Source organism: Streptosporangium subroseum, from assembly GCF_900188345.1.
Classification (GTDB): Bacteria; Actinomycetota; Actinomycetes; order Streptosporangiales; family Streptosporangiaceae; genus Streptosporangium; species Streptosporangium subroseum.
In genome coordinates, this window is sequence record NZ_FZOD01000045.1 from 70124 (window position 1) to 82561 (window position 12438).

The following is a 12438-nucleotide window of genomic DNA, read 5'->3' on the forward strand; positions in this document are numbered from 1 at the left end:
CCTCTCGCGGCAGGCCAGCTCCGCGAGGGGATCTGGCCCGGCAAGGCCCCGCAACCGTCCGGACGAGGCCTGACAGCCCCTTCCGGACGGGGCCCTAACAGCCTTCCGGGCGGGGCAGCTTGGTCTCGAAGCGGAAATCGACCCTGCCCAGGTGGCGCTGGAGCAGTTCTTTCATGGTCCCGTCCGCGTACATCGACTCGATCACGTCGTTGATCGCACGGCACGCCACGGGGTCTCCGCGTCTCAGGGCCACGCCGTACCGCTCCGAGGTGAGCTGGATTCCGGCGATCCTGAGCTGGGCCGCACGCAGGCGGGCCCCGAAGCCCGCGATCACCACGTCGTCCCCGGCCAGGGCGTCGGACCGGCCGTCGGCGACCTGGCTCGCGCACTTGGAGATGTCGTCGTCCCGGACGGTGACGAAGTCGACCCCCCTGTCGCGGATCATCGCGGCGGTGGTCAGGCCGGACGCGACGCAGATCTTCTTGCCGCGCAGGTCCCGAAGCTTGGAGATCTTCGCGCCGGCGCGGACGAGGACGTCGCGGTGGGCCACGTAGTACGGCCCGGCGAAGGCGACCCGGCCGGGGTCGGCGGCGTCGATCGAGAAGTTGGCGATCACGAGATCGACCTTGCCCTCCTCGATCGCCGCCTCCCGGGCGGCGTAGCCCACGGGGACGAACCTGACCCCTCCTTCGGGCACCTTCAGGGCCTTCGCGATGTGCTCGGCGACCTCGATCTCGAATCCCCGGGGCGGGTGGCCCAGTGAGACTCCGGGCAGTCCGTCGCGGTAGCCCACCCGGAGCCTGCTCGTCGCCCTGATCCGGTCGAGCAGGGCGGAGCCGGTGGAGAGCGTCGGGGTCGGGGTCGGGGTGGGGGTCGGACTGGTGGCAGCCGCTGTGGGCGTGATGTCCCCGTCCGGCGTGAAGCCGAACTGAAAGATCAGGAAAGCGGCGGCCGCGCCGAGGACCGCGAGCCCACCGGCGACCACGGACCGGCGCCGGGTGGTCCGGACGGGCTCCTCGGCCTGTGTCAGGTCCATGGTCGCCGCCTGGGCGCCCTCCGCGAGCACCTCCTCGGAGGCCTCCACCTCGTCCACCGGATGGCCGAGCAGGCGTTTCAGCAGCCCGTCCGCGGTGGGCCTGAGCGTCTGATCCTTGCTCAGGCAGCCGGCGACGATCTCACGCAGATCGTCGGGGAGGCCGCTCAGGTCGGCCTCGTGGTTGATGACGCGGTTGAGCGTCGCCACGATCGTGTCCCCACCGAAGGGCGCCTTCCCCGTGGCGGTGAAGACCATGGTCGAGCCCCAGGCGAACACGTCGGCGGGGAAGCCGACGCGCTCACCGGCGATCTGCTCGGGCGCCATGTAGGCGGGGGTGCCGACGGCGCGGGTGGTGATCGTCCCGCTCTCGTCGATGATTTTCGCGATGCCGAAGTCGACGACCCGGGGGCCGTCCGCGGCGAGCAGGACGTTGTCCGGCTTGAAGTCGCGGTGTGCGATGCCCGCCTGGTGGATCGCGGTCAGCGCGGTGGCCGTGCCGATGGCGAGCCGTTCGAGCGCCTCCCCGGTCAGCGGGCCGTCGCGCTCGACGACCTGGCGCAGCGAGGGTCCCTCGATCAGCTCGCTCGCGATGTACGGGGTCTCACCGTCGAGATCGGCGCTGAGAACCCGGGCGGTGCAGAAGGCCGCCACCCTCCGCGCCGCCGCCAGCTCCCGTGCGAAGCGGGACCGCGCCTGGGCCTCACCGGTGAAGCGCACGTGCAGCAGCTTGATGGCCGCGCGTTCGCCGGTCGCCGACTCCCCGAGGTAGACGACGCCCTGTCCGCCCTGCCCCAGCCTGCCCATGAGCGAGTAATCCCCCAGCCGCGGCGGATCCCCGGGCCGCAACGGTTTGATCTCCGGCACTGCCGACCCCTCGCGTACGGCTCTTTGCCTGAACATTACACACTTGGGCGGCGAAGATCACCCGTCTCCACTGGAGTGACGGGCGTAAAAGCCTCACGCCTGACGGGAGGGGATGAAACGACCCTCAGCTTCCCGCCCGGTCAGACGAGAAGATGTTCAGATCGCCCACGGTGGTCAGCGCGGTGATCTTTCGTGAGGACTCGGGGTCCAGCTGGATGTCGAGGTTCTTCCTTCTGGCGTCGGCCTCCACCCGATAACCGTCGCCGGTCGGCACCGTGACCTCCACGTCCCCGGCCGTCCTCACCACGGCCCTGACGCTGTCGGGCGGACCCGCGAATCTCAGGGTGGCGTTGCCGCCGCCGATCTCGACGTCGGCCTCGGCGGACCTCAGGTTGTTCCCGGTCACGCTCCCCTGCTCGGTCCGCGCCCACAACGTCCCCCGCGCGTCGTCCACGACCACGTCACCGTAGGTGGTGGAGAGCCGCAGGTCCCCCGAGATGCCGGTGGCCGTCACCAATCCTTTGGGGGTCCTCGCCTCGACATCGGTGGCGGCGGGCAGGGTCAGGGTGTAGTCGACCTGGCAGACGGTCCCGCCCTCGTGGCCGTTCCCCGGGCAGGTGGCGCCGATCCGCAGGGTGTCGCCCTCCCACTCCTCCGTGACCCCGGGCCTGTCCCCGGTCCAGAGAAGCCCCCGCTCCATGGACAGCTGCCCCGTCACACCGGCGACGATCGAGATGTTGACGGGCCCGGTCGTGTCCACCACGACCTTGGACGACGTGAGCGAGTGCGGCGGGCGGGTGACGGTCTCGTACACCGTGCGGGGCTGGGTGATCTCGACCCACACGGCCAGGGCGACGCCGAGTACGGCGAGCGCGGTGAGCGTCCCGCCCACGGCGATCCAGCCGGTCCGGACGTTGCTTCGCATCGGCATGTCCCTCTCTCAGACCTTCAGGAAGCGCAGTACGGCCAGCACCCGGCGATGGTCCTTGTCCACGCCGGAGAGCTCGAGTTTCATGAAGATGTTGTTGATGTGCTTGCCGACCGCGCTCTCGGAGACCACCAGGATCTCGGCGATCCCGCTGTTGGAGCGGCCTTCCGCGATCAGCGCCAGCACCTCGTGCTCCCTGGGGGTCAGCCGCTCCAGCGGGTCGCTGTGCCTGCGGAGCAGGAGCTGGGCGACCACCTCCGGATCCAGGGCCGTGCCGCCCCCCGCGACCCGGCGCAGCGCGTCCAGGAACTCGGTGACGTCGGCCACCCGGTCCTTGAGCAGGTAACCGAGGCCGCCGGTCGCCGTGGACAGCAGCTGGGTGGCGTAGCGCTCCTCGACGTACTGCGAGAGAACGAGGATCGCGAGGTCCGGCCGCTGGCGGCGCAGCACGAGCGCCGCGCGCAGTCCTTCGTCGGTGTGCGAGGGGGGCATCCGCACGTCGGTGACGACGAGGTCGGGACGGTGTTCGTCCACGGCGCGCAGCAGTTCGTCGGCGTCGGCAACCGCCGCCACGACCTCCATGCCCGCCGAGCCCAGCAGGCGGATGAGCCCCTCTCTGAGCAGGACGGAGTCCTCCGCGAGCACTATTCGCATGGCAGCTCCACTCTGATCGTCGTCGGGCCGCCACTGGGGCTGTCGATGCGCAGGACCCCGTCCACGGACCCGACCCGCTGGGCCAGGCCGCGCAGTCCGGTTCCTCCGTCGAGGTCGGCGCCACCGCGCCCGTCGTCGAAGACGGTCAGGTGGAGCAGGTCGCCCCGGCGGTCGACCGCGACCTGCGCGCTGGAGGCCCGAGCATGCTTGGCGATGTTGGTCAGCGTCTCGGACACGACAAAAAAGGCCACCGCCTCGATCGTGGGAGAGGCCCGTTCGCGCATGTCGACGCGGAGCCGTACCGGGAACGGAGCCCGCGCGGCGAGGCCCGACAGCGCCGCGTCCAGTCCCTCGTCGTTGAGCACGGCCGGGTGCAGCCCCCGCACGAGGTCGCGCAGTTCCTTGAGAGCCTGCTTGGCCTCCTCGTGGGCCTGCGCGATCACCTCCCGGGCGGGATCCGGGATGTCGGTGAGGGTGGCGCGTGCCATGCCCAGGTTCATCGCGAGCGATACCAGCCGCTGCTGGGCACCGTCGTGCAGGTCCCGCTCGATGCGGCGACGCTCGGTGTCGGCGGCGTCGACCACCTCGGCGCGGCTCTCCCTCAGGGTCTCCACCCGCAGGACCAGCTCGTCGCTGAGGCTGGGGCCGAGCATGGCCTCGGCGGCGATCACGTCCAGCGCGGTGACCCCGCTCACCACCCACGGCCCGGCCACGAACAGAACCAGCGAGAGCAGGACGAGAAGGGCGAACGTCGCGCTCGTCCAGGCGCCCTCCAGGGTCCAGCGCCGTACGGCGAGAGCGGCCGCGACCAGACTTCCCGACCAGGCCCCGACGACCACGACAAAACCGATCCCGCTGATCAGCGACGACAGCAGGTGGTAGCCGATCTGCCGCCAGGTGCTCCTCGTCCGCGCCGCGTGGAACAGCAGTTTCAGCGGGTTCCTTCCGCCCTCGGAATGGCGCGGCACCGCGGGGATGTCCACGTCCAGGAAGGCGGAGAACCGGCACCGCTGCAACCAGGTGAGCACCCGCACGGCCTGGAAGAGCACCAGCAGGGCGACCACCGGGACCACGACGGTCCAGACGAATATCACCGACAGGACGGCCAGACCCACGATCGTCAGCGAGGCCAGCAGGGCGAGCGGAACGCCCGTCACCACGTGAACGGTGCGAAGCCAGGTCCGCGCCGACCAGTGGGGGCGGATCCTGTCCCAGGGAGTGATCGCCTCGGTGTCGGTCATACGACCACGGTAGAGATCACAACCGTCCGGTTCCATGGGCGAGGTATCCCGTAAAAGGGTGAGGCAGGCCCCACCCCGGGAAGCGCCAACCTACCGCTGGGTCTCCCCTGTCTTCGGTCCGCCCGCCGTTCGCAGCCGGGCGACGCTCTCCATTCCGAAACCTTCCGGCCCCTTGGTATTGGACAGACCAATACAAATACCCTGAAAGCGTAGTTTTAGGTCGTAATGTGTGAGTCTGCGGATGGCGGAAAGGCTGACATGACGGCAACGGAATCCGCTTATCACCCGGAGCCGGCGGGAGTCCCCCCGTATCCGCCGATCGCCGACCACGGACTGATCGGTGACCTGCGCACCGTGGCGCTCGTGGACACGACCGGCACGATCAGCTGGTACTGCTGCCCGAGCTTCGACGCGCCCAGCGTGTTCGCCTCGATCCTGGACGCCGAGAAGGGTGGATCATTCCAGCTGGCACCCGGTATCCCGGCGAAGACCAAGCAGTTCTACTTCCCCGACACCAACGTGCTGATCACCCGGTTCTACGCCGCCGACGGGGTCGGTGAGATCCAGGACTTCATGCCGATCGTCGACGGCTCGCACAAGAGCAGCCGGCACCGGCTGATCCGGCGGGTCATGTGCGTTCGCGGATCACTGCCGTTCCAGGCGCGAATGGCTCCCCGGTTCGACTATGGGAGGCAGCCGCACACCGTGAGCCTGCGGAAGGGCAGGGCGATCTTCGAGTCACCGTCGCTCAGCCTGGCGCTGACCGCCAGCATGCCCATCGAGGTCGACGGCCAGGACGTGTGGTCGGAGTTCAAACTCGAGGAGGGCGAGACCGCGGTGTTCGCCCTCGACAGGTACGGCGAGGGCGCGGCGCTGCGATCGTGCCCTCTCGCCGAGGCGGAGCGGGAGTTCACCGCGACGGTCGCGTTCTGGCGTCGCTGGCTGTCCGCGTCGCTCTACCGCGGCCGGTGGCGGGAGATGGTGCACCGTTCCGCGCTGACCCTGAAACTGCTCACCTACGCGCCGACCGGCGGGATCGTGGCCGCGGCGACGACCAGCCTGCCCGAGCAGATCGGCGGGGAGCGCAACTGGGACTACCGGTACGTCTGGATCCGTGACTCCGCGTTCTGCGTGTACGCGCTGCTCAGACTGGGCTTCAGCGAGGAGGCGGAGGCGTTCATCGGCTTCCTGTCCAAGCACGTCAGCCACGACAACAGCGGCGCGTCGGGCCCGTTGCAGATCATGTACGGCATCGACGGACGCACCGAACTGCCGGAGACCGAGCTGTCCCACTTCGACGGCTACCAGGGCTCGGCCCCGGTACGCATCGGAAACGCCGCCGCCACGCAGCTCCAGCTGGACGTCTACGGGGCCCTCATCGACTCCGTCTACCTCTACGACAAGATGTGCCGGCCGATCTCCAGCGACTACTGGGAGCAGATCCACATCCTGGTCGACTGGGTCTGCGGCAACTGGGACCAGCCCGACGAGGGCATCTGGGAGACGCGCGGGGGGCGCAAGGACTTCGTCTACTCGCGGCTGATGTGCTGGGTGGCGATCGAACGGGCTATGCGGATGGCCCGCCGTCGCGGACTGCCCGCCGACACGGCGCGCTGGCAGCGGTCCCGCGACGCGATCTACCGGCAGATCATGCGGCGCGGCTGGTCGGACCGGCTGCAGGCCTTCATCCAGCACTTCGACGACGACGTCCTGGACGCCTCGATCCTGATGATGCCGCTGACCAAGTTCATCGCCCCCACCGACCCGAAATGGCTGTCCACGCTCGACGCGCTCGGCAAGAAGCTGGTGTCCGACTCCCTGGTGTACCGCTACGAGCCCGCGGCCAGCCCCGATGGGCTGCGGGGAGAGGAGGGCACGTTCTCGATCTGCTCGTTCTGGTACGTCGAGGCGCTCGCCCGCGCCGGACGCCTCGACGAGGCGCGGCTGGCCTTCGAGAAGATGCTCACCTATGCCAACCATCTCGGTCTGTACGCCGAGGAGATCGGGCAGACCGGCGAGCAGCTCGGCAACTTCCCGCAGGCCTTCACCCACCTCGCGCTGATCAGCGCCGCGTTCAACCTCGACCGCGCCCTCGGCTAGGCCCGCCGCTCCCGCGGCCGGGACGACTTCGCGCCCTCGTCCGGCCTACCGTACGGCGGCCACCGCGACCCCGGCGGCCTCGGCGATCCGCGCCGCCGAGCGGGACACGAGGCCGAGGGCCCTGGGTACGTCCGCGTGGATCAGTCGACCGGCCCGCTTCACGATCCGGCTCGGTGTCGATCACGGTTCCGTTGGTTATGAGCATGCGCACGGAGAGTCTCCTCATCCACAAAGCAATCAAGAAAGCTTTTCCAAAAGCTATCAAACGGTGGAGCTATCCTCAATTCCATGGCCCCGGGAGAGATGACGCGGCGCGACCACGTCGACGAGATGATGGAGGGATGGCGGGCGGAACTGCCCGAGGCCGCCACCGTGCAGCTGGAGATCATCAAGCGCGCGGGAAGGCTGAAGGCCCTCGTCGAGGAGGTCACCCAGTCCGTACTCGGCGAGTACGGCCTCACCTATGCGGAGTTCGACGTCCTGGCCACGCTGCGCCGGGCCAGGCCGGGCTATCGCCTCAAGCCCAGCCGTCTCGCCTCCCGCTCCTCACTCACGACGGGAGGGACGAGCAACATCCTGCAACGACTCACGAGCGCCGGGCTCGTCGAGCGTGAGCCCGACCCAGCCGACGGCCGGAGCTCCTGGGTATGCCTGACGGCGCTGGGCGCCCAGCGGGCCGAAGAGCTCGCCCTGGCCACGGGCGAGGCTCACAAGGACCTCCTCTCGGATGTCCCCGAGGACACCGCACGAGCCCTGGCCGATCTTCTGCGCGAGGTGCTGCTCGCGCTCGGAGACCGGCCCCGCCCCTCGCACAGGAACTGACCTGACGGCTTTCCGCGGGGCTACGCCTCGGCGGCCTCCGGCTGGGAGAACCACTCCGGGGGATGCTCGGGCGCGGTCTCCCCGGTCTCCTCGGCCCAGCCGATCCGGTCGAGCCGGAAGGCCCGTACGTCCTGCCTGAGCCGGCACATGCCCACGAGATACCAGTGGCCGCCGCGGCCGCCCACGAAGGTCGCCGGCTCGACCTCCCGGACGGTGGTCCGCCCCTTCTGGTCCTCGTATTCGAGACGCAGCACCCGCCGGTGGAGCAGTGCCTGCTCGATCACCCGTGACGCCCGGGGATAGGGCTCCGGCTCGGTGATCGCGTGGCCCCGGGCGGCCGGCCTCTCGGGCTCGCCGCCTTCGGAACCGTCCTCGGAACCGCTCTCGGGGCCGCTCTCGGGCGGCGACATCGCGGCGGCCAGCTTGCGCAGGGCGCTTCGAGCCTGGAAGGCGAACGGGGTGTCCCGCGCACCGCTGAGCGCCACGGCGACCGCCACGGCCTCGGCCGGGGTGAAGGTGAGCGGGGACGGGGACATGCTCTCGCCGAGGGCGTAGCCGTGTCCGCCGGGTCCGGCCTGGATGGGGACCCCGGACTGCTGGAGCGCGTGGATGTCACGCTCGATCGTGCGGACGCTGACCTCGAACCCGGCGGCCAGCTCACGTGCCGACCGGTGCCGGGGCGCGATCGCGCGAAGCTCCTCGACCAGCGCGTAGAGGCGATCGGTGTGGTTCACATTTTCAACGCTACGCCTCGGCACCGACAGAGTCGCTGGCTAGGATTGCATACAGCTGTTGACAGACAAAACAGCATCGATAACCTGTGGCGACGCATCTCATTGGAGTTCGATGGCCGCACAAGAGAAACACCCCCTGGCCGCAGGGCAGCACCCCACGGGCAAGCCGCCCTCGAACCCTCCGAAGTCGAAGGCGTCCAAGGTCGTCGCGCTCACCGGGATCGGCGTCGTCTCGCTGCTCCTCGTCGGTTACTGTTCGGCCCAGAACGACTACGAGGAGGTCGGCGCCGACTGCGTCGATCTCAGCAACCCCCAGCCGGACGGCTCCTACACGTACGTGGACGACGACTACTGCGACGACGGCCACTACTCCGGGTCCCACGGCGCCTACGGCTGGTACTACGGCGGCCTGCGAACGGGGAACCGGATCAGGCAGGGCAGCACCATACGCCCCTCGGACGTCCAGATCGTCAGTCGCAAGGGCACAGTGATCCAGCGAGGCGGCTTCGGCGGGCGCAGCGGCAGCGGGAGCTGAGCCGGTACCGATGAGACGCGAGACCTCACTCCCCCGGGACGACTGGGAGAGCATCATCGAAGGCCACGGCCTGGCCTACCACCGTTCGGCCCATCCCGACGGCCTCAAGCGCCCCTACTGGGACGAGGCCGTGCAGTACGTCTTCTCCATGGACGAGGTCCTCGACCTGGAGAATCAGGTCGAGGACCTGCACCGGATGTGCCTCCACGCGGTGGAACACGTCATAGAGCACGCCCGCTACGCCGACTTCGCCATTCCCGAATGGGTGGCGCCGGAGATCGCCCGTTCCTGGGAACGGAGCGATCCACACCTGTTCGGCCGGTTCGACCTGCGCTACGACGGGACCGGTCCGGCCAAGATGCTGGAATACAACGCCGACACCCCGACCAGCCTGCTGGAGAGTTCCGTCGTGCAGTGGTTCTGGCTGCGGGACCGCTACCCCGACGACGACCAGTGGAACTCCATCCACGAGCGGCTGATCGGCCGATGGCAGCAGATCTCGGCGGGTCTCCCCACCGGCCCCGCGCACTTCGCCTGGACCAACATGGACCAGAGCGGCGAGGAGGCGATGACCCTCGCCTATCTCCAGGAGACCGCCGACCAGGCCGGGCTGAGGACGGTCGCGGTGGCCATGGAGGACATCGGCTGGGACGACCTCAACCTGCGGTTCGTGGACATGGAGCGCCGGGTGATCCGCTCGCTCTGCAAGCTGTACCCGTGGGAATGGGCGATCGCCGACCCGTTCGGGATCCAGGCGGTGCGCCAGCAGGTCTCGATGACCTGGATCGAGCCGCTCTGGAAGATGCTGCTGTCCAACAAGGCACTGCTCGCGGTTCTCTGGGAGCTGTATCCGGGGCATCCGAACCTGCTGCCCGCCTACCTCGACGGCCCCCGGGACATGTCCTCCTACATCGTCAAACCGCTCCTCGGCCGCGAGGGCGCGAACATGCGGATCGTCACCCCCGGCGACCGCGTCGAGACCTCCGGCGGCTACGGCGCCGAGGGCTACGTCTACCAGGAGTTCCAGGCACTGCCCGTCTTCGACGGCTGGCGGCCCGTGCTCGGTGCCTGGGTCATCCACGACGAGGCCGCCGGGGTCGGCATCCGCGAGACCGCGGGTTTTGTCACCGACGACACGTCGTCCTTCGTCCCGCACCGCATCGAACTCTGAGCCCCGAGAGAGAGTCCCATGAGCCCCACCCCCCTGCCGAGCCCGATCGTCCAGGTCCCCATGCCCGTCGACACCACCTCGCTCGCCGAGATCCTCGGCCGCGGCGCGCTCGCCATCGCCGCCTACGCCGCACTCGGCGTGATCCTGCTGATCATCGGCTTCTACGTGCTCGACCTGGCCATCCCTGGCAAGCTCAGCCAGCTGATCAAAGTGGATCGCAACCCCAACGCCACCCTGCTCACCGGCTCCGGCCTGGCCGCCGTCGGGCTGATCGTCTCGGTCTCCATCTGGTCCTCGGGCGGAGCCCTCCACGAGGGCCTGCTCGCGACCCTGGTCTTCGGCCTGGTCGGCATCGCCGTGCAGACCGTGGCGATGGTCGCGTTCGACAAGGTCGCGGGGATCTCGGTCCGCGAGCTGGTCAAGGAGCCCAACCTCCAGCCGGGCACCCGCCTTCTCGCGGTCACCCACATGGTCATCGGACTGATCACCGCCGCCGCCGTCATCTGACCGGGGGAGACGGCCTTCTCCCGGGGGGCCGGCCTCTCGGGGTGTCGACGCCCCGCCGGGCTTCACCGTGCGGGACACCGTACAGAACGAAGGCCCGCACGCTGTCCGATACCGCGGCTGGCGCATCTCGCGCGACCTGGCACTCTTAGTGACGTGAGGGAGCGGAGCGAGCGAGCGGAAGCACACAGCGACGGCGTGGCCGACGGGGGTGACCTCGACCAGGATCGGACACGGGAAGACACCACGCGCAGGCTGGAGCGTGCCATGGGCACGCTGGGCACGGCCGCCATGTCCAGGATGGACGATCGGCTGATGTGGTTCCGTGCCCTGTCCGCCGAGGACAGATCCTGGGTCGGGCTGGTGGCCCAGGCGGGGATCGCCGCGTTCGTGGAGTGGTTCCAGCACGCCGGGGAGGGCCGTCCGACTCCCAGCATCGAGTTCTTCGGCACCGCGCCCCGGGAGCTGAAGCGGTCGATCTCGCTGCAGCAGACCGTCGACATCGTCCGGGTCGTGGTCGAGGTGGTCGAGGCGCAGACCGGCGATCTGGCCGCGCCGGGCGGGGAGGACCAGCTCCAGCAGGCGATGCTCCGCTACACCCGCGACGTGGCGTTCGCCGCCGCCCAGGTCTACGCGCGGGAGGCCGAGGCGCGCGGCGCCTGGGACGCGCGGCTGGAGGCGCTGATCGTGGACGCGCTGGTCAGGGGCGAAGTGGACGACGGCCTGCACTCCTGGGCGGCCGCCCTCGGCTGGACCTCCTCCCCCGTCGTGGTCCTGGCCGGCCAGACGCCTGACGACGATCCGCAGGAAGTGATCGACGCGCTGCGCGAGCGGGGCCGCAGGTCCGGGCTGGACATGCTGGCGGGGGTGCAGGGCGACCGGCTGATCGTGATCGTGGGCGGGGCGGACAACGTCGCCGCGGCGGCCAAGCACGTGGTGCCGCGCTTCGGCCCGGGTCCGATCGTCATCGGGCCGGAGGTGAACGACCTGCACGCGGCGGCGAGCTCGGCGCGGGCGGCGATCGCCGGCCTGCGGGCCGCCTCGGGGTGGCCGGACGCTCCCAGGCCGGTCCACGCCGAGGATCTGCTGGCCGAGCGGGCCATCGACGGCGACGCCGCCGCCAGGGCCCAGCTGATCGAGAACGTCTACCTGCCGCTGATCGGCACGCCGCTTCTCGACACGCTGGCGACATATTTGGAGCAGGGAACGTCCCTGGAGGCCACGGCCCGGTTACTCTTCGTACATCCGAACACGGTGCGCTACCGTCTGCGTAAGATCACCGAGTTGACCGGATACCAGCCGACCGAGGGTCGCTCGGCCTTCACTCTGCAGGTGGGGCTCATCCTCGGCCGTCTATCCGAGACGACTGTAACCTGACCGTCCTTACTTAACCTGAGCGAAACTCCTGTTGTAGGGTCTCCACAAAATAGTGGGGACAAAGTTCGTCCGGATTCTCACCCGTGTATTGAACTTCTACAGGGCAGGCTAGATTTCGTGCTCGTCATCGTCGCTCCGGGCCAAGGCGCCCAGACTCCAGGTTTCCTGAATCCATGGCTCGAACTACCGGGTCTGGCGGACCGTCTGTCCGCCTGGTCCGATCTGGTCGGCCTCGATCTGGTCGCCTACGGGACCACCGCCGGCGCGGACGAGATCCGTGACACCTCCGTCGCACAGCCCCTGCTGGTCGCCGCCGGGCTGGCGGTCGCCGAGGTCCTCGGAGCCTCCCCCGACATCGTCGCCGGACACAGCGTCGGCGAGTTCACCGCCGCCGCCCTGGCCGGGGTGCTCACTCCCGAGCAGGCCCTGGTCCTCGTCCGGGAGCGCGGCCAGGCCATGGCCAAGGCCGCCG

Annotated in this window: 12 protein-coding genes; 7 read left to right on the forward strand and 5 right to left on the reverse strand. The window is 69.4% G+C overall.

The genetic code is table 11. From position 1 onward, the window contains the following. Nucleotides 1-94 precede the first annotated feature (94 nt). The 4 genes from CHC08_RS32970 to CHC08_RS32985 form a co-directional block, all read right to left on the reverse strand. On the reverse strand, nucleotides 95-1900 hold the full coding sequence (locus CHC08_RS32970) for a bifunctional serine/threonine-protein kinase/glutamate ABC transporter substrate-binding protein (RefSeq protein WP_179282345.1): 1806 nt from the start codon (nucleotides 1898-1900) through the stop codon (nucleotides 95-97). A gap of 124 nt (nucleotides 1901-2024) precedes the next feature. Continuing rightward, the gene (locus CHC08_RS32975) at nucleotides 2025-2825 is read right to left on the reverse strand and encodes a DUF4097 domain-containing protein (RefSeq protein WP_143653428.1); all 801 of its coding nucleotides are present in this window, start codon (nucleotides 2823-2825) and stop codon (nucleotides 2025-2027) included. Between the two features lie 15 nt (nucleotides 2826-2840). After that, complete coding sequence (locus CHC08_RS32980) at nucleotides 2841-3482, reverse strand: response regulator transcription factor (RefSeq protein WP_089211294.1); 642 nt, start codon at nucleotides 3480-3482, stop codon at nucleotides 2841-2843. Next, a complete protein-coding gene (locus tag CHC08_RS32985) occupies nucleotides 3473-4723 on the reverse strand; it encodes a sensor histidine kinase (RefSeq protein WP_089211295.1) in 1251 nt (416 codons plus the stop codon). Before CHC08_RS32985 ends, CHC08_RS32980 begins: the two co-directional genes overlap by 10 nt. A gap of 258 nt (nucleotides 4724-4981) precedes the next feature. Here CHC08_RS32985 and CHC08_RS32990 point away from each other — a divergent pair, with 258 nt between their 5' ends. Together CHC08_RS32990 and CHC08_RS32995 are read left to right on the forward strand one after the other, a co-directional pair. Beyond that, entirely contained in the window at nucleotides 4982-6823 is a 1842-nt protein-coding gene (locus tag CHC08_RS32990) for a glycoside hydrolase family 15 protein (protein ID WP_089211296.1), read from the forward strand. 288 nt (nucleotides 6824-7111) lie between these two features. Continuing rightward, nucleotides 7112-7645: a MarR family winged helix-turn-helix transcriptional regulator gene (locus tag CHC08_RS32995; protein ID WP_089211297.1), complete on the forward strand. Its 534-nt coding sequence runs from the start codon at nucleotides 7112-7114 to the stop codon at nucleotides 7643-7645. A 20-nt stretch (nucleotides 7646-7665) separates the two neighbouring features. Here CHC08_RS32995 and CHC08_RS33000 read toward each other — a convergent pair whose 3' ends face one another. Beyond that, nucleotides 7666-8379: a helix-turn-helix transcriptional regulator gene (locus tag CHC08_RS33000; RefSeq protein WP_089211298.1), complete on the reverse strand. Its 714-nt coding sequence runs from the start codon at nucleotides 8377-8379 to the stop codon at nucleotides 7666-7668. A 112-nt stretch (nucleotides 8380-8491) separates the two neighbouring features. On the opposite strand from CHC08_RS33000, the gene CHC08_RS33005 reads away from it, so the two are divergent. The 5 genes from CHC08_RS33005 to CHC08_RS33025 all read left to right on the forward strand — a co-directional run. Then, on the forward strand, nucleotides 8492-8914 hold the full coding sequence (locus tag CHC08_RS33005; protein ID WP_089211299.1) for a hypothetical protein: 423 nt from the start codon (nucleotides 8492-8494) through the stop codon (nucleotides 8912-8914). A gap of 10 nt (nucleotides 8915-8924) precedes the next feature. Continuing rightward, nucleotides 8925-10085, forward strand: a complete 1161-nt coding sequence (locus tag CHC08_RS33010) for a glutathionylspermidine synthase family protein (protein ID WP_089211300.1) — start codon at nucleotides 8925-8927, stop codon at nucleotides 10083-10085. Between the two features lie 18 nt (nucleotides 10086-10103). Next, complete coding sequence (locus tag CHC08_RS33015) at nucleotides 10104-10592, forward strand: DUF350 domain-containing protein (RefSeq protein WP_089211301.1); 489 nt, start codon at nucleotides 10104-10106, stop codon at nucleotides 10590-10592. A 153-nt stretch (nucleotides 10593-10745) separates the two neighbouring features. Then, complete coding sequence (locus tag CHC08_RS33020; RefSeq protein ID WP_420823594.1) at nucleotides 10746-11966, forward strand: PucR family transcriptional regulator; 1221 nt, start codon at nucleotides 10746-10748, stop codon at nucleotides 11964-11966. A 117-nt stretch (nucleotides 11967-12083) separates the two neighbouring features. Beyond that, a partial coding sequence (locus tag CHC08_RS33025) for an ACP S-malonyltransferase (protein ID WP_143653429.1) occupies nucleotides 12084-12438 on the forward strand: 355 nt, incomplete at its 3' end.